This window comes from Halopseudomonas sp., assembly GCF_036960865.1.
Classification (GTDB): Bacteria; Pseudomonadota; Gammaproteobacteria; order Pseudomonadales; family Pseudomonadaceae; genus Halopseudomonas.
Genome location: NZ_JBALWE010000005.1, coordinates 286,119 through 304,802, shown reverse-complemented (window position 1 = coordinate 304,802; position 18,684 = coordinate 286,119). Strand labels below are relative to the sequence as shown.

Sequence of the window (18,684 nt, the reverse complement as noted above, 5' to 3'; positions counted from 1 at the left end):
CGGGAGCTACCGCGTTAGGCCTGCAATACCTCTAACCACTCACTGATTTGCTGCAAGCGCTCTGCCGGATGATCCAATGCCAGCAGATGGGTTTTCTGATCCAGGCTGAACGGCAGCAGGTAGGCGAGCTGATAAGCCAGCGCCTGCTGACTGCGCCCTACCGGCGGCAAGTCCAATCCGGACGCCAGCGGGTGCTCCAGCAGCGCAGCGTGCAGAGTTTCCAGTTCGTCATGCGCCAACACCAGATTGCCGTCGTCGGCTTCGGCGCGCCACTCCACCTGCGCCAGCACCAGACCATCGGCGGCCACCTCCACGTTACTCACCTGCGCACGCCTGCCACCCATCACCCGGATGCCCAGTAAACCGTTGTCGCGCTGTTGAAAGTCGACGATCTGCGCCTCGCAGCCGAGCGCACTGAAACGCAGGTCGCCGGTGCCGGACTCAGGCCCTTTTTCCAGCGCCACAATCACGAAGCCTTCGCCGGCCTTGAAACACCGGCTGACCATATCCAGATAACGCGCCTCAAACAGCTGCAAATCCAGAGTACAGCCCGGGAGCAATACCGTCTTCAGTGGAAATAGTGCGATTTTTTCGCTCATTCGATCCTCTTGTCATCAATCGCCGTCAGGCATAGCCTTCAGCAGGAAGGTCGAATCATTCAGCAAACCAATATAAGGCCGCGACTGATTGACCCCCTCGCCGGCGCTTGCAACCATTCACCCGGAAACACTTGTGCCGGCAGGTTAGCATTGCAGCGGGCAGGTATGCACACCCCCAGCGGGCCACAATAAGAGTCACGGAGAACGCCATGACAGCTATACCAGTTAGCGAACTTACCTCATTGATCGGCAAGGATATGGGCCACTCGGAATGGCTGCAGATCGATCAGGAGCGGGTCAACCAGTTTGCCGAGTGCACCGGTGACCACCAGTTCATCCACATTGATGAAGAAAAAGCCAAGCAAACACCCTTTGGCGGCACCATCGCCCACGGTTTTCTGTCGCTTTCGTTGCTGCCCGCGCTGTCCGCCGGCCTGATGCCACGCCCTGAAGGCCTGAAAATGGCCGTCAACTACGGCATGGACAGCCTGCGCTTCATCCAGCCGGTACGTGTTGGCTCACGCGTTCGTCTGCACACCACCATCTTGGACGTCACCGAGAAAAATCCGGGACAGTGGCTGATGAAAGCGCGCAACACTCTGGAAATCGAAGGCGTCGACAAGCCAGCGTTCATTTCCGAAGGTCTATCGCTGTACTTCGTGTGAAGTAACATCGGTATCCGCTGCGGGCAGGCCACGCACCTGCCCGCGCACCCTCCGCACTATTCCGCTCGCGGGCCAACCTCGCCCCAGCGTGGCAACAACTGCTGCTCGATCCCCAGCTGATTGAGAATCCGCGCCACAACAAAATCGATCAGATCGGCAACCGACTCAGGCTGGTGATAAAAGCCCGGACTGGCGGGCAGAATGACCGCGCCCATCTGACTCAGCTTGAGCATGTTTTCCAAGTGAATAGTCGAGAACGGCGCTTCACGCGGCACCAGAATCAGCTTACGCCGCTCTTTCAGGGCAACGTCCGCAGCCCGTTCGATCAGGTTATTGCTCGCGCCGGTGGCAATCGCCGACAACGAACCGGTAGAACACGGGCACACCACCATAGCAGCCGGCGCGCCCGAGCCCGAAGCCACAGGCGCCATCCAATCCTGCTTGCCATACACCCTGATCTGCCCGGGTTTGGCAGAAAAATGGTCGGTCAGGTAGGTTTCCAGCGCCTGCGGTTTGGCCGGCAATTGCCACTGCGTCTCGGTTGCCACCACCAACTGGGCCGCCTGCGAAATCAGGAACGAGACCTCAACATTGGCCTGCACCAGGCACTCCAGCAGGCGCATGGCGTATTGCGCGCCCGAGGCGCCGGTAACCGCCAGGGTTACTCTTTGCTGTTCAGCCATGACGAGCCTCCAGCGCCTGCACCAGTTTCTGGTGAATGCCGCCGAAGCCACCGTTGCTCATCACCACCACCCGGGTGCCGGGGGTTGCGCCATCCACGACTTGCTGCACGATAGCTTCCAGATCGGTCATTACCTGCGCCGGCACCGGGCTACCCTGCACCACCGGCGCCAGCGACCAGTCGAGCCCTGGCGGCTGGTACCAGATCACTTCACTGGCATCACACACGCTGCCTGGCAATGCCTGCATATGGCTGCCAAGGCGCATGGTATTGGAGCGCGGCTCGATAATAGCGATCAATCGGTCCTCGCCAATCTGCGCACGCAGGCCGGCCAGCGTCGTGGCGATGGCGGTGGGGTGATGGGCAAAGTCGTCGTAGACGGTGATACCGTTGATCTCGGCCAGCTTTTCCATCCGCCGTTTGGCGTTGCGGAAACCACCGAGCGACGCAATACCCTGAGCTGGAGTGACACCCACATGGCGCGCTGCAGCCAGTGCTGAGAGCGCATTCGCCACGCTGTGCATGCCGGTTTGCTGCCACTGCGCAACACCCTGCAGCTCACCGTTGAGCCAGACTTCAAACTGGGAGCCGTCGGCAGTGAGCAGCTTGGCCTGCCAGTCGCCGCCCTCGCCGGTGGTTTGGCACGGTGTCCAGCAGCCCATCTCGATCACTCGATCCAGCGCTGCCACGCCCTGCGGGCGAATGATCAGGCCAGCAGACGGAACGGTGCGCACCAAATGGTGAAACTGCCGTTCAATGGCGGCCAGATCAGGGAAGATATCCGCGTGATCGAATTCCAGGTTGTTCAGGATCGCGGTACGCGGGCGATAGTGTACGAACTTGGAGCGCTTATCGAAGAAGGCGCTGTCGTATTCATCGGCCTCGACCACAAAGAAAGGTGTATCGCCCAGGCGGGCCGAGATGCCGAAATTCTGCGGCACACCGCCAATCAGAAAGCCCGGCGCCATGCCCGCATCTTCCAGCAACCAGGCCAGTAGACTGGAGGTCGATGTCTTGCCATGGGTGCCTGCAACCGCCAGCACCCAGCGCTCCTGCAGTACATAGCGCGCCAGCCATTCCGGGCCGGAGACATAAGGCATACCCTGGTCGAGCATGTACTCCACCGCCGGGTTACCGCGACTCATGGCATTGCCGACGATCACTAGATCCGGTGCCGGCTGCAGGTGCGCGGGATCATAACCTTCCTGCAGGGCAATGCCCTGGGCCTCAAGCTGGGTGCTCATCGGCGGATAGACATTGGCGTCCGACCCGCTCACCTCGTGCCCCAGCTCGCGCGCCAGCAGCGCCAGCGATCCCATGAACGTACCGCAGATACCCAGAATGTGCAGATGCATTGATTAGGCCTTGTACCCTTGTATTGAACTCTTGATTACCCGCCAAACAGACCCGCAAAACGGCGCTAAAGTTGCCGACAGGCGCGTGTCCGGCATGCTGTGGGGATACTAGCACGACAGGCCGGATGACAGCGCTTGCAGCCCGATTGTCATGCAACTGGCACGGCTTTCCGCTATCATGCGCGCATCTGTCCGCACCACCTTTTGCACTTGCCCCGCCCGCGACCTGACGCACGACGGCAGCAATGGATTTGCGGCGAACGCCTTCAAAGTCTCAACACATGGAGTCCACATGACCGTCAAGAACGCTTTCTATGCCCAGTCGGGCGGGGTAACTGCCGTTATCAACGCATCCGCCGCCGGCGTGATCGAAACTGCTCGTCAGCATCCCGACCAGATCGGCACAGTTTATGCCGGCCGCAACGGCATTATCGGCGCCTTGACCGAAGAACTGATCGATACCAGCCTGGAAACAGTCGACGATATCGCCGCTCTGCGCCATACCCCATCCGGCGCCTTCGGTTCCTGTCGCTACAAGCTGAAAAGCCTGGAGGCCAACCGTGCCGAGTACGAACGCCTGATCGAGGTTTTCAAAGCGCACAACATCGGTTATTTCTTCTATAACGGCGGTGGCGACTCCGCCGACACCTGCCTCAAGGTATCGCAACTGGCCGAAACCCTCGGCTACCCGATCCAGGCTATCCACGTACCCAAGACTGTCGACAACGACCTGCCGATCACCGATTGCTGCCCGGGCTTCGGCTCCGTGGCCAAGTATGTCGCCACCTCTATCCGTGAGGCGGGCTTTGACGTTGCCTCCATGGCGGCCACCTCTACCAAGGTATTCATCCTTGAGGTGATGGGCCGCCACGCCGGCTGGATTACCGCCGCCTGTGGTCTGGCCAACGAAGGCGAAGGTCAGCCACCGCACATTCTGCTGTTCCCCGAGATCGAGTTCGACCAGGCAGCCTTTCTTGCCCGTGTTGACGAGTGCGTGAAGACCTACGGCTACTGCGTGATCGGCGTTTCCGAGGGTATCAAGAACAGCGATGGCAAGTTCCTCTCCGAATCCGGCCTGACCGACGCCTTCGGTCACGCGCAGCTCGGAGGTGTAGCCCCCACCATCGCCAAGCTGGTGAAGGAAGAGCTGGGCTACAAGTACCACTGGGCGGTTGCCGACTACCTGCAGCGCGCTGCCCGCCACATCGCCGCCAAGGTGGATGTCGATCAAGCCTACGCGCTGGGTCAAGCCGCAGTAAAAATCGCCCTGGAAGGCAAGAACTCGATCATGCCGGCCATTCGCCGCCTGAACGATGCGCCTTACGAGTGGGACATCATCGAAGCGCCGCTGAAGGATGTGGCCAACGTCGAGAAGTTCATGCCGCGCGACTTCATCACCGAAGATGGCTTCCACATCACCGACGCCTGCCGCCGCTACCTGTCGCCGCTGATCCAGGGTGAGGACTTCCCGCCCTTCAAGAATGGCATGCCGCACTACGTCACGCTGAAGCGCCAGACCGTAGCGAAAAAGCTGCCGCCATTCGCAGTCTAGACGCCTCGCGTTAACAAAACCGCCGTATCTTCGGGAACGGCGGTTTTTTTGTGGCCGCCGATTGCAGATTGCCTCATGCTGATGCAGGATGAAGCAAATGACCGACAAAAACCCCCCAGCCACTTAATGACCAAAAATGGGTAATCGTATGCGCATAGTGCAGGCAGATGTTGATCGCCTTGATGAAATAACGCCGCTGTTCATCAAGTACCGTGAATACTACGGGCAGCTACCCAAGCCGGAAGCCTCACGCCGTTTTCTGGAAGCGCGCCTGGTACATGAGCAAGCCATCATCCTGATCGCCGAAGACGATGACTCCGGCAAGGCGCTGGGTTTCTGCCAGTTCATTCCAAGTTTTTCGGCACTGACGCTGTCTGCCGCCTGGGTTCTCAAAGGTATCTACGTTACCGAAGAGGCGCGCCGCCAATTGGTTGCCGACAAGCTGATCAACCACGCCAAGGACCTGGCACGCGCTGCGGGTGTCGAGCGTATGACGGTAATGACCGGCGAGGACAACGTCGCGGCGCAAAGCCTGTACCGCTCGCTGGGCTTCAGCAACGATCACGACTTCATGTACTTCGCGCTGAAACTGAACTAAGCCGCGCCTTGGCACCTTCGCACGCGCAATACACGGTGAGCGGCCAAGCCGCTCCTGTGGCGGCAACCGGCGACGACACCGCAAGCTGAGCATCCGCGCTACTCGCCCGCCACGTGCCAGTGCGCCTTAGACCTTGGCGCCAAACCGGGACAACGCCGTCGGCAAACCTACTCCAACGGTAAGCCTCACCTCGGCTGCCATGGCGAACCACCAAAGGTGCGTCAACTAAGACCAAGGTACACCGGGTTTTGCTTGGTATCGCGACACGAAGCGCCTATAATGCCGGCCAGTTTTCAACTATGGCCGATTCAGGTAACCCATGAGCTACGACCAGATCCCCGCAGGCAAAGACGTTCCCAACGACATTTATGTCGCCATTGAAATTCCAGCCAACCACGCGCCGATCAAGTATGAGATCGACAAAGACAGCAGCGCGCTGTTCGTTGACCGCTTCATGGCTACGCCCATGTTCTACCCGGCCAACTATGGCTACATCCCCAACACCCTGGCCGACGACGGTGACCCGCTCGACGTGCTGGTCGTGACGCCGCACCCGGTTGCCCCTGGCGCCGTGATCCGTGCCCGTCCGGTTGGCGTACTGCACATGACTGACGATGGCGGCGGAGATGCCAAGCTGATCGCCGTACCCCACGACAAGCTGAGCGTGCTGTACCACGACATCAAGGAATACACCGACCTGCCTGAGTTGCTGATCCAGCAGATCCAGCACTTCTTCGAGAACTACAAGGATCTGGAAGCCGGCAAATGGGTCAAGATCGACCGTTGGGGCAACGCTGACGAAGCCCGCGCGGAAATTGTTAAGGCTGTAAACGCTTACCAAAAATAAGCGTTTCGCCCCGTTGAAAAGCCGGCCACAAGCTGGCTTTTTTTATGTCTGTCGGTCAGCCTGACGCTAGCCACCTGCCACCGGAATCCAGTATGACTGACCGCTACTTTGATCACCTGGGAGCACGCTTCGCCCAGCGTATCTACGACAGCCCCAAGGGTGCCATCCGCCTGGCGGTGCTGCAGCGCGACCTGCAACAATGGCTGCCGGCGCTAACGTCATCAGCCACGCCGCTGCGCATTCTGGACATTGGTGCCGGGCTGGGTCAGATCAGCACCTGGCTGGCCGGGCTTGGCCACCAGCTAACCGTAGCCGAACCTGCACAGGCCATGTTGGACATCGCCCGCCAACGGATCGAGGAAAGCGCTCCGGCCCTCCCGGTGCAGTTCCTGCAGGCGCCGTTGCAGGAACTCGCTGCACGCGGCGAGCAATACGACCTGGTGGTCTGTCATGCAGTACTCGAGTGGCTGGCTGACCCGGCGACGGCGCTGCAGCAGCTGAAAGCACTGGTACAACCCGGCGGCGCGCTGTCGCTGGCGTTCTACAATCGCGACGCACTGATCTACAAGAATCTGGTCAAGGGACAGTTCAAGAAGCTGCGCAAAAAGCCGCTGTCGGGGCAAGGCAAGAGCGGCCTGACACCGCAACAGCCGCTGGATCCGCGAGAGGTGATGCAGTGGAGCATCCTCGCCGGACTGGACTGCCGCGCCACCAGCGGTGTGCGCGTGTTCTACGATTACATGCCCGAGCCCTTCTGCAGCAACAGCAGCCTGGATGATCTGATCGAGTACGAACTGCGCTATAGCCAGCACCCGGCCTATCAGCACCTGGGGCGGTATCTGCATTGGTGGCTGACGCCAGCGCTTAGTGGGCAGCCCTAGTCAGCGCGGCGCCATCCAGCGGTCCGCACGCCATAGATGCACAAACCAGCCGCCCAGCAGTAGCGAGCGCAGCAGCATAAAGCAGAGAAAGCCCAGCCACACTCCGTGATTGCCAAAGGACTGCAGGCTCCAGGCCAGGGGCAGATATAACAGCAGCGCGGCCAGCATGGCGTTACGCATTGCGCGTGCGCGGGACGCGCCGATAAACAACCCGTCGAGCAGATAACTCCAGACCGCAGCCAGCGGCATCACTGCCATCCAGGGCAGATAGGTGCCAGCCTGCTGACGCACCTCCGGCAGATCGGTCAGCAGGGCGATAATCGCGTTGCCGCCCAGCAGAAATACCAGTACGAAACCGCAACTCAGCAGTAACGACCATAGCGTTGATACCACCAGTACCTTGCGCAGCGCCTGCTTGTCCTGCCGCCCCAGCGCATGCCCACCCAAGGCTTCCAGCGCATGCGCCAAACCATCCAGCCCGTGGGAGGTAAGCAACAGGAAGTTGAGCAATACCGCATTGGCCGCCACCACCTCGTCACCCAGACGCGCCCCCTGAACCACCAGCAGATAGAACACCGACTCCAACGCCAACGTACGAATCAGAATATCGCGATTTACCCGGATCAGGGGCGCCGCGCCACGCAGCAAAAAGGCCCGCAGCCAGTCGGTGCGCCCCGGATAACGCCGCAGTATCGGCCGCAACAACGCCAACCCCAACAACAGGCCCAGATAATCGCTGATCACCGTGGCCCAGGCTGCGCCCGCCACTCCCCATTCCAGCCCTACTACCAGCAGCAGGTCCAAAGCCACGTTGCAGAGATTGACCGCCAGCAGCAGGATAAAGGGCGCGCGGCTGTTCTGCGCACCAATAAACCAGCCAATCAGCACAAAATTGGCCAGGGCCGCAGGCAGACTGTAGAGGCGGATACCGACGTACAGGCGAGCCTGATCCAACAGCGCCTGACTACTGTCCAGCAGATGCAGGCCCAGATTCAACAAGGGGGTTTGTAATGACCAGACCAGCACCGAGATCAGCAGCGCCAGCCATAGCGGTTGCAACAGTACTCGGCGCAGCGCGGTACCGTCGTCGGCACCGCAGGCCTGAGCGGCAAAGCCGGTCGTGCCCATACGCAGGAAACCGGCTGCCCAGAGAATGAAGGTAAAGAGCGTGCTGCCCACCGCCACGCCGCCGAGAAAATGCGCGCCATCCAGGTGGCCGATCACCGCCGTGTCGACCAGCCCTACCAGCGGCACGCTGATGTTGGACAGAATCATCGGCAGTGCGATGGCCCACACTCGCTTGTGGGTCGGCGTGTCGCGCCAGAGCTGCAGCAGTTCGCTGCCTGCAGCCACCGCCTAGCCGCCGGCGCGCTTGGTCTTGTAACCCTCGGCGGTCAGCAACTCGCAGAGCAACTCGGCCTTGTCGCCCTGGATCTCGATAACGCCATCCTTGACCGAGCCGCCGCAACCGCAGCGGTTCTTCAAACGTTTGGCCAAGGCTTTCAGTTCTTCCACACCCAGCAGCACGCCGCTCACACTGGTCACGGTCTTGCCGCCACGCCCCTTGGTTTCACGGCGCACTCGCACAATGCCGTCGCCTTCAGGTATCGCCTGCTCAGCACAGCGGCACTGCGCTACCGGCTGGCTGCAATCGGGACACATACGCCCACTGTCGGTTGAATAAACCAGGCCACCCAGGGCCTCAAGACCATTTTTCTTTGCCATGCCTTATTTCACATCCAGCTGTTGCAACAGGCGCTTCAGAGCGTCCTGCGAATCCGGCGCGTACTGTTCATCCGCGCGCTGCCAGTCGCCGCGTGGATCAATCCAACGCACCGCCTGAACCTCTTCGGGCTGCAGTTGCAGTGGCCCGTCCCAGCAGCAGCTGAATACCGCAGCCCAGAGGCGGCTGTCTTCCGATTCAAAATAGAAGCGCAGATGCTCGGTCAATGGCACGCCCACCACACCCAGCTCTTCAGCCAGCTCGCGCTCGGCGCCCTGCTGATAGCTTTCGCCAGCCCCTACCACCCCGCCAGCGGCAGCATCCCAGAATCCGGGGTACAACCGCTTGTGGTCGGTACGCTGATGCAGGCACAGCTCGCCACGGGAGTTGAAAACAAAGATGAAGGTACAACGGGTAATCAAACCGTCTACCTGAGCCTGGCCACGCGGCACTACGCCAAGCGGCTCGTCGTGTTCATCCACATGTATGACCTGTTCGGCCGCAGACGCCGCCAGGTATGCCTCGATTGCCGTTTTATCCACTGCCTAGCCCTGTTCAAGCAACCGACGCAGGTCGATCATCGCCGCGTTAGCACGGGACAGGTAGTTGGCCATCACCAGCGAGTGGTTGGCGAGCATGCCGAAACCGCCGCCGTTGAGAACCATCGGACTCCACAGGGTTTCCTGGGTGGCTTCCAGGTCACGGATAATTTGCTGCACGCTGACCAGCGCGTTCTTCTTCACCAAAACATCGTTGAAGTCATGCTCAACCGCACGTAACAGGTGCACTAGCGCCCATGAGGTGCCCCGCGCTTCGTAAAAGACATCATCGATTTCCAGCCAGGGCGTGGTCGACCCCAGTTTGCCCCCTTCGACCAGAGGCGCGCGGCCCACACTGGCAGACAAACGTTGCGACAGCGAACCCAGCCGCGTGCTCACATCACCTACCCAACTGGCCAGGTTGTCGGCACGGGCATAGAAGTAGGCATCGCCGCCCTGCAGTCGGGTGATGTACTTGTCGAGCTCCTGCATACCATGCTGATACTCGCTTTCGCTCGAGGGAAACATCCAGCGGTTGTTATTGGTACTGAACAGCGGCTCGGCCTTGGCGAGGTTCACGTCTTCCTTCGACTGGGACTGCGAGCGCGCCATATCACGGCGCAGCGCCCGACTCATGTCGCGAACCTGAACCAGGGCGCCAAATTCCCAGCTGGGCATGTTGTCGAGCCACAAACCGGGCGGTGCCACATCGTTGCTCAAGTAGCCACCAGGCTTGTTGAGCAGCTCGCCCATCAATGAGTGCAGGGTACGCGCAGTGTATTCGCCAGACACCATCTCCCTATCATCGGCGCGCACCACCAGCGGCGAGAGATCAGGCTCACGACTCCAGTACCACCCCACGACCAGACAGATCAACAGATAGACCAGCACCACACCCAGGGTGATCCTGCCTACCATGGAGCCTTCCATGCTGCTGCCGCCAGCAGAATCCGCGCGCTTTCCGAATCTCATCTCTGCACTCCTGTTTCAGTTCGTCGCTCAGCATATCACGGGGCACCCTACTCAATACCAACCTGATCCCGCGCCAGAGCAGGCACATGGCCATCTTTCATCAAGCTGTAACACAACTGACATTATGCTGGCGCCATCGTTCTACCACCTCCACCTCCGCGGGTTTGCCATGCGCCTGAAAACACTCACACTGTTCAATACCAGCCTGCTGGTCGCGGTCGGCATCGCGCTCGGCGCCAGCCTCTGGTGGTCTCAACATGCATTAAAGACGCCTTACGCGCTGATGGACACCTACCTGAATATAGTTGCTCAGGTGCAAAGTCTGCAGCGCGACACCGAAGCCTACCGTCTCAGCGGCGATGCCCTGCGCCACCAGCAGGCGCAGAATACGGCCGCCGAGCTGGCCGACAACCTGCAACGTCTGCCCACAGATATTCGCCAACCGCTGGAACAACCCTTACAGGATTTCACCGGCTTCGTCAGTGGTGACTTGCTGGCGGTCGGCAAGCTGGCCGGCGACCCGCAGGCCCTGCTGGTGCAATCCGAGCGCGAGCTGATGGCCGAGCTGGGCAACCTTACCGAGTACGCCAACGCCAGTGCCGAACAAGGCAATCGCAACGCATTACAGTACATCGCCCGGCTCGACAGCCTGCAGCAGGACCTGCTGCGCATCAGCATGGCGCGCGCGCGGCTGTTCACCCAGAACGACCCGGCATTGATGGAGAACCTCACACGCCTGATCAAGACCGCACAGCAGGACGCCCAGGCCCTGCAGCAGCTGCCTTTGCTGGGCGTAGTCAGTTCAGCCGACAGCGCTGAAGACCCCTTCGCCGCCCTGCTGGGCGTAGAAAGTAGCGAGCAAGCAACCGAGTCAGATCCCGGCGAAGATTACAAGCGCGCCCTGCAATCACTGTTATCGCGCTACCCGGCGGAGCTGCAGCGTACCGGCGAGCTGATTGCCGAGCGCGCGCGCCTGGAGAGCATTACGGTAGCGCGCACCAACGATCTGCAACAGGGCGCCGACCTGATTCGTCCGGCCCTGACCGCCGAGCGTGACAGCATCACCCATCAAGTGCGCAACGTGCAGTTGGCGATCATTGCTCTGATTATTCTGATCGCCCTGCTGATCGACCGCATTCAACGCTCTATTGCCAACGCCATCAGCCATTTCGCCCCCACCCTGAGCACCTACGCCAGCGGCGACTTCCGCAGTGCAGTCCGCACCCACAGCAATACCCGCGAGCTGGTGCAACTGGAGCAGTCGGCCAATCAGCTGCGCAACTATCTGATCGAACTGGTGGCTACCATCAACCAGCAGGCCGAGGCGCTCAGCGACACCAGCCAGCAACTGGGCCAGCTCTCCGCCGCCACCCACGATCGCGCCGCACAACAGCAACGCGATACTCAGGCGATCAATCAGGACATCGGTGGCATGGAAGAAGCAGTACGCCTGGTAGCGACCAGCGCCGGCGAAAGCGCCGAGCTGGCGCGCACGGCCAACCGCGAAGTGCGCGACGGGCAGCAGGTCATCGGCGGCACCATCGCGCAGATGCAACAGCTGGTGAGCGAGGTAGAGATCACTGCTCGCACCATTGATCGCATGGTCAGCGAGTCCGACACTATTGGCGGCGTGCTGCAGGTCATTCAGGGCATTGCCGAGCAAACCAACCTGCTCGCGCTCAATGCCGCAATTGAGGCAGCACGTGCCGGCGAGGCCGGGCGCGGCTTCGCTGTCGTTGCTGACGAGGTAAGGCAGCTGGCGCAGCGCACCGCCGGCTCGACCCAGGAAATCCGCCGTCTGATTGAAAGCCTACAACAGGTCGCGCGGCAATCGGCCGAGCAAATGAACGAGCAGGTGCGGCATGCGCAGCACACTGCCGAACAGGGCCTGCGTGCAGACGCTGCCTTGAGCGGTATTGTCAGCGCCATAGTGCGCATCACCGAGCTGGCCGAACATATCGCCACGCACACCGATACCCAGTCCTGCCAGGTCCGAACCATCCGAGAAAACAGCCAGCAGATTCACCAACTGACCGAAGAGAACCTCGGTATGGTCGCGCAGACTCGGGCCCACACGCAGCAGATCAGCCAACGCAGCGGCGACCTGCTCTCAGCGGTTTCGGCATTCCAGGTCTGAATTTCAAGTCAGGGCACGGAAGGATTCAGCAACGATTGCCCCAGCCGTGAGGCCCAGGCGACCCTTTCGCCCGACCCGAGCAGCCTTTATGATGGCTATCCCTCAACTGGCCGGGTGCGCGATGCGACTGTTCCGTTTTTTCATCTTGCTGAGCCTGCTGCTGGCAGGCAGCGCACATGCCGCCTTTCCGAGCACTACCAGCGCAAACGGCTCCTCACTCACCGGGCTTATGCAAGGCAGCAGCAATCAGGCCGACTTTCTGCCGGTGCACGAGGCCTTTCGCCCCGGTCTGCTGGAGGCCAATGACCAGCAGATCATCGTCATTTTCGATATCGCCCCAGGCTACTATCTTTACCGCCATCGCCTGCACTTCACGCTGCAGGGCGAAAACAAGCTGCCGCTGAGCCCGCAGCTTCCCGAGGGCAAACACAAAACCGATGAGTATTTTGGCGACGTCGAGGTGTATTACAACCAGTTACAGGTCACCTTGGATGTCAGTGACCTGGCCGTCGGTGCCAGCAGCCTGAGCGTGGGATTTCAGGGGTGCGCCGACGCCGGCCTCTGCTACCCGCCAGAGGTGGTCAACCTGCCCCTTAGCGACGCCAATGCTCAAGCCAGCGCAAACACAAAGCCGGCCGTAGCAGCCCAAGAGTCGAGCGACCTGTCGCTGACAACCCAAACTGGCGCCCTTGCCCTGCTGCTATTTTTCGTCGCTGGCCTGGGCCTTACCTTCACTCCTTGCGTCTTGCCGATGCTGCCAATTCTGTCCAGTCTGGTACTGGGCCGTAGCGCCATCGGGCGCGGCCGGGCGCTGGCTTTGGCGCTGGCCTATGTACTCGGCATGGCAATCACCCTGGCCGTTGTCGGCGCGCTCATCGGCAGCTTTGGCGCCGCACTGAACATTCAGGCACGCCTGCAATCGCCCTGGGTTCTGGGCTCTTTCGCCGTGTTCTTTGCGCTGTTTGCGCTGGCGATGTTCGGTCACTTTGACCTCACTCTGCCGCGCTTTCTACGCGAACCGCTGGAGCGCCTGAATCAGCGCACAGAAGGTGGCTCAGTGGCCGGTGCAGCCAGCATGGGCGTGCTCTCTACCCTGGTAGTGTCGCCCTGCATTTCCGCCCCGCTGGCAGGCGCACTGGTCTACATCAGCACCACCGGCGATGCTTTTGGCGGTGGTTTGAAACTCTTTGCTCTCGGCTTGGGCATGGGCGTCCCGCTGTTATTGGTTGCGCTGTTCGGCAGCACTCTGCTGCCACGCTCCGGCCCATGGTTGACTACCGTCAAGCACTTGTTCGGTTTTGGCCTGCTGGCGGTCGCCATCTGGCTGCTCGAACGCCTGCTGCCAGGCCCGCTCAGCCTCGCGCTCTGGGCTGCACTGGCAGCCGGCCTGGCGGTACGTATCGGGCTGTTCAGCGCCGATCACGGCAATTACCTGCGGCGCACCCTCGCAGTACTGATTGCACTTTATGCCAGTGCCGCCCTGTTCGGCGCCCTGGCCGGCGCGGAAGACCCGTTGCGCCCGCTGCAGCCCTTCAGCGCCTCTCGCGACAGTGCCACCCAGCCAGGCGCCGGCTTCACCACCCTTACTGACCCTGCACAAGTCGATCTGGCTCTGCAAAGCGCCGCACGCCAACAGCAGCCGGCGATCATCGACGTGTACGCCGACTGGTGCATCAGCTGTAAAGTCATGGAACGGGAAATCCTCAGCCAACCTGACGTACGCGAGGCATTGGCGGGCCATGCGCGAATCAAACTCGATCTAACCGGCAATACTCCGGCGCAGCGCGCCTGGCTCACCCAACATCAGTTATTCGGCCCACCGGCCTATCTGTTCTACCGAGGTGATGGCCGGGAGCTGCGCAATCTGCGCATTCAGGGCGAAGTGGACAAGACCCACTTCCAGCGTATCCTGCAGCAGGCAGCTAATGGCAATTTAACGCCTTAATGCAGGCATCATGACGGCATTTGGTGCTAACCTTCAGGTTGTGGACAGTCCAATCCGAATCCGGCAAACTGCCGCCTAAAGCACTGACCGCTTGGTCACACGGATTCAGCAACGGAATATAAGTAAAATGGCCAGCATACTGGTCCTGCATGGACCCAATCTAAACCGTCTTGGCAGCCGCGAGCCCGGCGTCTACGGCGCCACCACGCTCGAACAGATCAACCAGCATCTGCGCGAGTTCGCCAGCCAGCACGGCCATCATCTGCTTAGCCTGCAAAGCAACGCCGAACACGAACTGATCGAGCGCATTCATGCTGCTGGCGATGAAGCCATCGATTTTATCCTGATCAATCCCGCTGCTTTTACTCACACCAGCGTCGCAATACGTGACGCATTGCTCGCGGTGAGCATCCCATTCATCGAAGTTCACTTATCCAACGTGTATAAACGCGAACCTTTCCGCCATCACTCCTATTTTTCGGACGTTGCCGAAGGTGTGATTTGCGGGTTGGGCGCCCAGGGCTATGAACTGGCCCTGCGGGCGGCAATACACAAAATAGAACAACCCTGAATACGATTAACCCTGCTCTGGAGTGCACGCATCAATGGATATTCGCAAAGTCAAAAAATTAATCGAGCTTCTGGAAGAGTCCGGCATCGACGAGCTGGAAATTCACGAAGGTGAAGAGTCCGTCCGCATCAGCCGCCACAGTCAGCAGCCCGCTGCACCGCAATACTATGCGCCTCAGCCAGCACCTGCCGCCCCTGCTCCAGCAGCGGCCGCACCAGCTGCACCGGCCGCTGAAGCGGCACCGGCCGAGCCGTCCGGTCACCTGGTTCGCTCGCCAATGGTTGGCACCTTCTACCGTTCGCCATCACCGACTGCCGCGTCCTTCGTGGAAGTAGGTCATACGGTTAAAGCCGGCGACGTGCTGTGCATCGTTGAAGCCATGAAGATGATGAACCACATCGAAGCTGACAAGAGCGGCGTGGTGCAGGCCATCCTGGTGGATAACGGCCAGCCGGTGGAATTCGATCAACCCCTGTTCAGCATCGCCTGAGCCCGGCCCGGAGGCTGCGATGCATAAAGTACTGATAGCCAACCGTGGTGAAATTGCGCTGCGCGTCATTCGCGCGTGCAAGGAACTGGGGTTGAAGACCGTGGCGGTGCACTCCACCGCCGACCGAGAGCTGATGCACCTGGCCATGGCAGACGAATCCGTCTGCATTGGGCCGCCCAGTGCAACTGACTCCTACCTGAACATTCCTGCGATCATCAGTGCCGCCGAAGTCACCGGCGCCGATGGTATCCACCCCGGCTACGGCTTCCTCGCGGAAAACGCCGATTTTGCCGAGCAGATCGAAAACTCCGGCTTCACCTTCATCGGCCCCAGCGCCGAGGTGATTCGCCTGATGGGCGACAAGGTGTCTGCCATTGCCGCAATGAAAGCGACCGGCGTACCGACCGTACCCGGCTCCGACGGCCCGCTGCCGGAAAACGATGACGAAGAGTGCTTGCGCATAGGCCAGCGCGTTGGTTACCCGGTAATCATCAAGGCAGCTGGCGGCGGCGGCGGTCGCGGCATGCGCGTAGTGCACGATGAGGCTGACCTGATCAAATCGATCAAGCTGACCCGCACCGAGGCCGGCGCTGCTTTCGGCAACCCCATGGTCTACCTGGAGAAATTCCTCACAAATCCGCGTCACGTGGAAGTGCAGGTATTATCCGATGGCCAGGGTCATGCCATCCACTTGGGCGACCGTGACTGCTCGCTGCAGCGTCGTCATCAGAAGATCATCGAAGAAGCACCTGCTCCCGGCATCGACGAGAAAGCGCGCGCAGAAGTACAGGCACGCTGCGTCAAGGCCTGCATCGACTTGGGCTACCGTGGCGCGGGTACCTTCGAGTTTCTGTACGAAAACGGCGAGTTCTATTTCATCGAAATGAACACCCGCGTACAGGTCGAGCACCCGGTATCGGAAATGGTGACCGGCATCGACATCGTCAAGGAGCAGATTCTGGTGGCCTCTGGCCAACCGCTGAGCTTCACGCAGGACGATGTTGTCATTCGCGGCCATGCCATCGAGTGCCGCATCAACGCCGAAGATCCAAAGACCTTCATGCCCAGCCCCGGCACTGTGACTTTCTATCATGCCCCCGGTGGCAACGGCGTGCGCGTCGATTCACACCTGTACAGCGGTTACAAGGTTCCACCGTACTACGACTCACTGGTTGGCAAGCTGATCACCTACGGGGCGACCCGTGACGAAGCGCTCGCGCGTATGCGCAACGCGATTGACGAGCTGGTAGTCGACGGCATCAAAACCAACACACCTTTGCACCGTGAACTGGTACGCGACCCGGGATTCTGCAAGGGCGGTGTGAACATTCACTATCTGGAGCATAAGCTGGGTTTGAAATAGACCCGCTCAAGGCGGAAGGCTAAAAGCTGCACGAGGCAAGCCTCCTGACGCCTGAAGTACCAAAGCCCGGGCTCACCCGGGCTTTTTTTTAGCGGCCATCCTGCGCTTGCAGGCAAAGCCGAACATCAAGGGAGTAGTAAATGAACAAGGGATTGTTGCTGTCACTGCTGGCACTCACTTTGTCAGCTCAGGCGCAGCCTGAAGAAGAAAAAGTCTACCTGCTAGCAACGGTCAACCTGACCGATAGCAGTGTAGCGCAAAGCATTTTTTTGCATGAGCCGGACATCACCGACTTGGCCGGATGCCGCGAGGCTGTGCAGGAAGGCAAGCGCAACCGTGACTGGATGAGCTACCACCATATTCAGCGCAAGGACCGAGCCCAGGGCTTTACCTTCCAGGTTCAGTATCAATGCGTTACCAGCAGCCAGGAAATCGAGCCCTGGTATGATCGCACGCGCTACGATCACGCGTATCTGGTCCGCGTGGACGAACAGTCAAAGTTAGGCGTAAAGGCGATGAGCAGCATGGCAAACTGCCTCGCTGCGCACCGCGCGCTGTCAAGCACAGAGCAAAGGCTTAGTCACTGCGCGAAAAGCAATCAGCAAGTGCGCTGACCATGCTGAAGTTTCACTGTACCGAATAAAGCGTTTCAGCTACGCCCCGCCCGCGTCAGGCGGCCGGGGCCCGATCGCGCAGCTGCGCAGTTTTTAGCAACACCGCAGATTGCATGATGCGACTCTTTTTCTCCGCTGCCGACACGGCCATAATAGAGCCTGCTTCAGCGCCAGACGCGCAAGCGTCTTCTGCACATCTATTGGAACCCCCTATGTCCTGGCTGCAACTCCGTCTCGCCATCACCCCCGAACAGGCCGAAAGCCTGGAAGACAAATTACTGGAATTGGGCGCGGTTTCCGTCACCTTCATGGACGCCGAAGACCAGCCTATCTTCGAGCCGGATCTGGGCACCACGCCGCTGTGGTCCAATACCCATCTACTGGCGCTGTTCGAGGCCGATACCGATGGGCCAGCGCTGCTGCAACACCTGCAACTGCTGTGGCAAGGTGAGCTGCCGCAACACGAGCTGGAGCAGATCGAGGACCAGGACTGGGAACGCAGCTGGATGGACAACTTTCACCCCATGCGTTTTGGCGAGCGTCTGTGGATAGTGCCCAGCTGGCACGCAGCCCCGGAGCCCGAGGCGGTCAACCTGCTGCTCGACCCCGGCCTGGCCTTCGGTACCGGCACCCATCCCACAACCGCTTTGTGCCTGCAATGGCTGGATGGCCAGCAACTTAACGGCAAACAGGTGATCGATTTCGGCTGCGGTTCCGGCATTCTGGCCATCGCAGCCCTACTGCTGGGTGCAACGCATGCGGTCGGCACTGATATTGATGTACAGGCTCTAGAGGCCTCGCGCGACAACGCGCAGCGCAACCACATCGAGGACCAGCGCTTCGATCTCTACCTGCCAGAGAACATGCCACAGCAACCGGCCGAAGTCGTAGTCGCCAATATTCTCGCGGGCCCGTTGGTCAGCCTGGCGCCGCAGTTGGCCAGCCTCGTATTGCCGGGTGGCTTGATCGCCCTGTCCGGCATTTTGGCTGAGCAGACCGAAGACATTCTCGCCGCCTATCAGGATTACTTCGAGCTGGACCCGGTCGCCAATCAGGACGGTTGGATTCGAGTCAGCGGCCGTCGCAAGCAGTGACAGTCTGACCCGCTTGTAGGCAAAATAGCCCTTCAAACCCGATACGCGCACAGGACT

General features: G+C 60.4%; 19 protein-coding genes. 12 read left to right on the top strand and 7 right to left on the bottom strand.

Going from position 1 to position 18,684, the window contains the following annotated elements; genetic code table 11:
• Positions 1 to 14 precede the first annotated feature (14 nt).
• Positions 15 to 599: an LON peptidase substrate-binding domain-containing protein gene (locus V7747_RS09405; RefSeq protein ID WP_335615775.1), complete on the bottom strand. Its 585-nt coding sequence runs from the start codon at positions 597 to 599 to the stop codon at positions 15 to 17.
• Between the two features lie 209 nt (positions 600 to 808).
• On the opposite strand from V7747_RS09405, the gene V7747_RS09400 reads away from it, so the two are divergent.
• Positions 809 to 1,264, top strand: coding sequence for a MaoC family dehydratase (locus V7747_RS09400; protein ID WP_092285223.1), 456 nt, complete (start codon positions 809 to 811; stop codon positions 1,262 to 1,264).
• Between the two features lie 56 nt (positions 1,265 to 1,320).
• Here the strand turns inward: V7747_RS09400 and V7747_RS09395 are convergent, their stop codons facing one another.
• Positions 1,321 to 1,947: a flavin prenyltransferase UbiX gene (locus tag V7747_RS09395; protein ID WP_335615774.1), complete on the bottom strand. Its 627-nt coding sequence runs from the start codon at positions 1,945 to 1,947 to the stop codon at positions 1,321 to 1,323.
• On the bottom strand, positions 1,940 to 3,301 hold the full coding sequence (gene mpl / locus V7747_RS09390; protein WP_335615773.1) for a UDP-N-acetylmuramate:L-alanyl-gamma-D-glutamyl-meso-diaminopimelate ligase: 1,362 nt from the start codon (positions 3,299 to 3,301) through the stop codon (positions 1,940 to 1,942). Before mpl ends, V7747_RS09395 begins: the two co-directional genes overlap by 8 nt.
• 292 nt (positions 3,302 to 3,593) lie before the next feature.
• Between mpl and V7747_RS09385 the strand changes: the two genes are divergently transcribed.
• The 4 genes from V7747_RS09385 to V7747_RS09370 all read left to right on the top strand — a co-directional run bounded on the left by V7747_RS09385 (position 3,594) and on the right by V7747_RS09370 (position 7,179).
• Positions 3,594 to 4,853 (top strand): 6-phosphofructokinase, encoded by a 1,260-nt coding sequence (locus tag V7747_RS09385; RefSeq protein ID WP_335615772.1) that lies wholly within the window; start codon positions 3,594 to 3,596, stop codon positions 4,851 to 4,853.
• Positions 4,854 to 5,001: 148 nt separating this feature from the next.
• Complete coding sequence (locus V7747_RS09380; protein WP_335615817.1) at positions 5,002 to 5,451, top strand: GNAT family N-acetyltransferase; 450 nt, start codon at positions 5,002 to 5,004, stop codon at positions 5,449 to 5,451.
• Between the two features lie 319 nt (positions 5,452 to 5,770).
• The gene (gene ppa / locus V7747_RS09375; protein WP_092285235.1) at positions 5,771 to 6,298 is read left to right on the top strand and encodes an inorganic diphosphatase; all 528 of its coding nucleotides are present in this window, start codon (positions 5,771 to 5,773) and stop codon (positions 6,296 to 6,298) included.
• A gap of 92 nt (positions 6,299 to 6,390) precedes the next feature.
• Positions 6,391 to 7,179, top strand: coding sequence for a methyltransferase domain-containing protein (locus V7747_RS09370; RefSeq protein ID WP_335615771.1), 789 nt, complete (start codon positions 6,391 to 6,393; stop codon positions 7,177 to 7,179).
• Here the strand turns inward: V7747_RS09370 and dinF are convergent, their stop codons facing one another.
• Genes dinF through V7747_RS09350 form a run of 4 tightly spaced genes read right to left on the bottom strand, consistent with a single transcriptional unit; the run spans position 7,180 to position 10,413 of the window.
• Positions 7,180 to 8,532, bottom strand: coding sequence for an MATE family efflux transporter DinF (gene dinF, locus V7747_RS09365; RefSeq protein ID WP_335615770.1), 1,353 nt, complete (start codon positions 8,530 to 8,532; stop codon positions 7,180 to 7,182).
• Between the two features lie 3 nt (positions 8,533 to 8,535).
• The gene (locus V7747_RS09360) at positions 8,536 to 8,904 is read right to left on the bottom strand and encodes a translation initiation factor Sui1 (protein ID WP_335615769.1); all 369 of its coding nucleotides are present in this window, start codon (positions 8,902 to 8,904) and stop codon (positions 8,536 to 8,538) included.
• 3 nt (positions 8,905 to 8,907) lie between these two features.
• Positions 8,908 to 9,444 carry an NUDIX hydrolase gene (locus V7747_RS09355; protein WP_335615768.1) on the bottom strand — a complete coding sequence of 179 codons (537 nt, stop codon included), beginning with the start codon at positions 9,442 to 9,444 and terminating at the stop codon, positions 8,908 to 8,910.
• A 3-nt stretch (positions 9,445 to 9,447) separates the two neighbouring features.
• Positions 9,448 to 10,413 (bottom strand): DUF2333 family protein, encoded by a 966-nt coding sequence (locus tag V7747_RS09350; protein ID WP_335615767.1) that lies wholly within the window; start codon positions 10,411 to 10,413, stop codon positions 9,448 to 9,450.
• A 169-nt stretch (positions 10,414 to 10,582) separates the two neighbouring features.
• Here V7747_RS09350 and V7747_RS09345 point away from each other — a divergent pair, with 169 nt between their 5' ends.
• The 7 genes from V7747_RS09345 (at position 10,583) to prmA (ending at position 18,627) form a co-directional block, all read left to right on the top strand.
• Positions 10,583 to 12,550: a methyl-accepting chemotaxis protein gene (locus tag V7747_RS09345; RefSeq protein WP_335615766.1), complete on the top strand. Its 1,968-nt coding sequence runs from the start codon at positions 10,583 to 10,585 to the stop codon at positions 12,548 to 12,550.
• Positions 12,551 to 12,638: 88 nt separating this feature from the next.
• Positions 12,639 to 14,495, top strand: coding sequence for a protein-disulfide reductase DsbD (dsbD, locus tag V7747_RS09340; protein ID WP_335615765.1), 1,857 nt, complete (start codon positions 12,639 to 12,641; stop codon positions 14,493 to 14,495).
• Between the two features lie 127 nt (positions 14,496 to 14,622).
• Positions 14,623 to 15,066 (top strand): type II 3-dehydroquinate dehydratase, encoded by a 444-nt coding sequence (aroQ, locus tag V7747_RS09335; protein ID WP_335615764.1) that lies wholly within the window; start codon positions 14,623 to 14,625, stop codon positions 15,064 to 15,066.
• A 34-nt stretch (positions 15,067 to 15,100) separates the two neighbouring features.
• Complete coding sequence (gene accB, locus V7747_RS09330) at positions 15,101 to 15,556, top strand: acetyl-CoA carboxylase biotin carboxyl carrier protein (RefSeq protein WP_335615763.1); 456 nt, start codon at positions 15,101 to 15,103, stop codon at positions 15,554 to 15,556.
• Positions 15,557 to 15,575: 19 nt separating this feature from the next.
• Positions 15,576 to 16,919 carry an acetyl-CoA carboxylase biotin carboxylase subunit gene (accC, locus tag V7747_RS09325; protein WP_335615762.1) on the top strand — a complete coding sequence of 448 codons (1,344 nt, stop codon included), beginning with the start codon at positions 15,576 to 15,578 and terminating at the stop codon, positions 16,917 to 16,919.
• Between the two features lie 140 nt (positions 16,920 to 17,059).
• Entirely contained in the window at positions 17,060 to 17,533 is a 474-nt protein-coding gene (locus V7747_RS09320) for a hypothetical protein (protein ID WP_335615761.1), read from the top strand.
• 212 nt (positions 17,534 to 17,745) lie between these two features.
• A complete protein-coding gene (gene prmA / locus V7747_RS09315) occupies positions 17,746 to 18,627 on the top strand; it encodes a 50S ribosomal protein L11 methyltransferase (protein WP_335615760.1) in 882 nt (293 codons plus the stop codon).
• The last annotated feature ends 57 nt before the right edge of the window (positions 18,628 to 18,684 follow it).

What these genes read in the sequence shown, in the direction of transcription:
- V7747_RS09405 (WP_335615775.1), bottom strand. Translation starts at nt 599, where the DNA reads ATGAGCGAAAAAATCGCACTATTTCCACTGAAGACGGTATTGCTCCCG.
- V7747_RS09400 (WP_092285223.1), top strand. Translation starts at nt 809, where the DNA reads ATGACAGCTATACCAGTTAGCGAACTTACCTCATTGATCGGCAAGGAT.
- V7747_RS09395 (WP_335615774.1), bottom strand. Translation starts at nt 1,947, where the DNA reads ATGGCTGAACAGCAAAGAGTAACCCTGGCGGTTACCGGCGCCTCGGGC.
- mpl (WP_335615773.1), bottom strand. Translation starts at nt 3,301, where the DNA reads ATGCATCTGCACATTCTGGGTATCTGCGGTACGTTCATGGGATCGCTG.
- V7747_RS09385 (WP_335615772.1), top strand. Translation starts at nt 3,594, where the DNA reads ATGACCGTCAAGAACGCTTTCTATGCCCAGTCGGGCGGGGTAACTGCC.
- V7747_RS09380 (WP_335615817.1), top strand. Translation starts at nt 5,002, where the DNA reads ATGCGCATAGTGCAGGCAGATGTTGATCGCCTTGATGAAATAACGCCG.
- ppa (WP_092285235.1), top strand. Translation starts at nt 5,771, where the DNA reads ATGAGCTACGACCAGATCCCCGCAGGCAAAGACGTTCCCAACGACATT.
- V7747_RS09370 (WP_335615771.1), top strand. Translation starts at nt 6,391, where the DNA reads ATGACTGACCGCTACTTTGATCACCTGGGAGCACGCTTCGCCCAGCGT.
- V7747_RS09360 (WP_335615769.1), bottom strand. Translation starts at nt 8,904, where the DNA reads ATGGCAAAGAAAAATGGTCTTGAGGCCCTGGGTGGCCTGGTTTATTCA.
- V7747_RS09350 (WP_335615767.1), bottom strand. Translation starts at nt 10,413, where the DNA reads ATGAGATTCGGAAAGCGCGCGGATTCTGCTGGCGGCAGCAGCATGGAA.
- V7747_RS09345 (WP_335615766.1), top strand. Translation starts at nt 10,583, where the DNA reads ATGCGCCTGAAAACACTCACACTGTTCAATACCAGCCTGCTGGTCGCG.
- dsbD (WP_335615765.1), top strand. Translation starts at nt 12,639, where the DNA reads ATGATGGCTATCCCTCAACTGGCCGGGTGCGCGATGCGACTGTTCCGT.
- aroQ (WP_335615764.1), top strand. Translation starts at nt 14,623, where the DNA reads ATGGCCAGCATACTGGTCCTGCATGGACCCAATCTAAACCGTCTTGGC.
- accB (WP_335615763.1), top strand. Translation starts at nt 15,101, where the DNA reads ATGGATATTCGCAAAGTCAAAAAATTAATCGAGCTTCTGGAAGAGTCC.
- accC (WP_335615762.1), top strand. Translation starts at nt 15,576, where the DNA reads ATGCATAAAGTACTGATAGCCAACCGTGGTGAAATTGCGCTGCGCGTC.
- V7747_RS09320 (WP_335615761.1), top strand. Translation starts at nt 17,060, where the DNA reads ATGAACAAGGGATTGTTGCTGTCACTGCTGGCACTCACTTTGTCAGCT.
- prmA (WP_335615760.1), top strand. Translation starts at nt 17,746, where the DNA reads ATGTCCTGGCTGCAACTCCGTCTCGCCATCACCCCCGAACAGGCCGAA.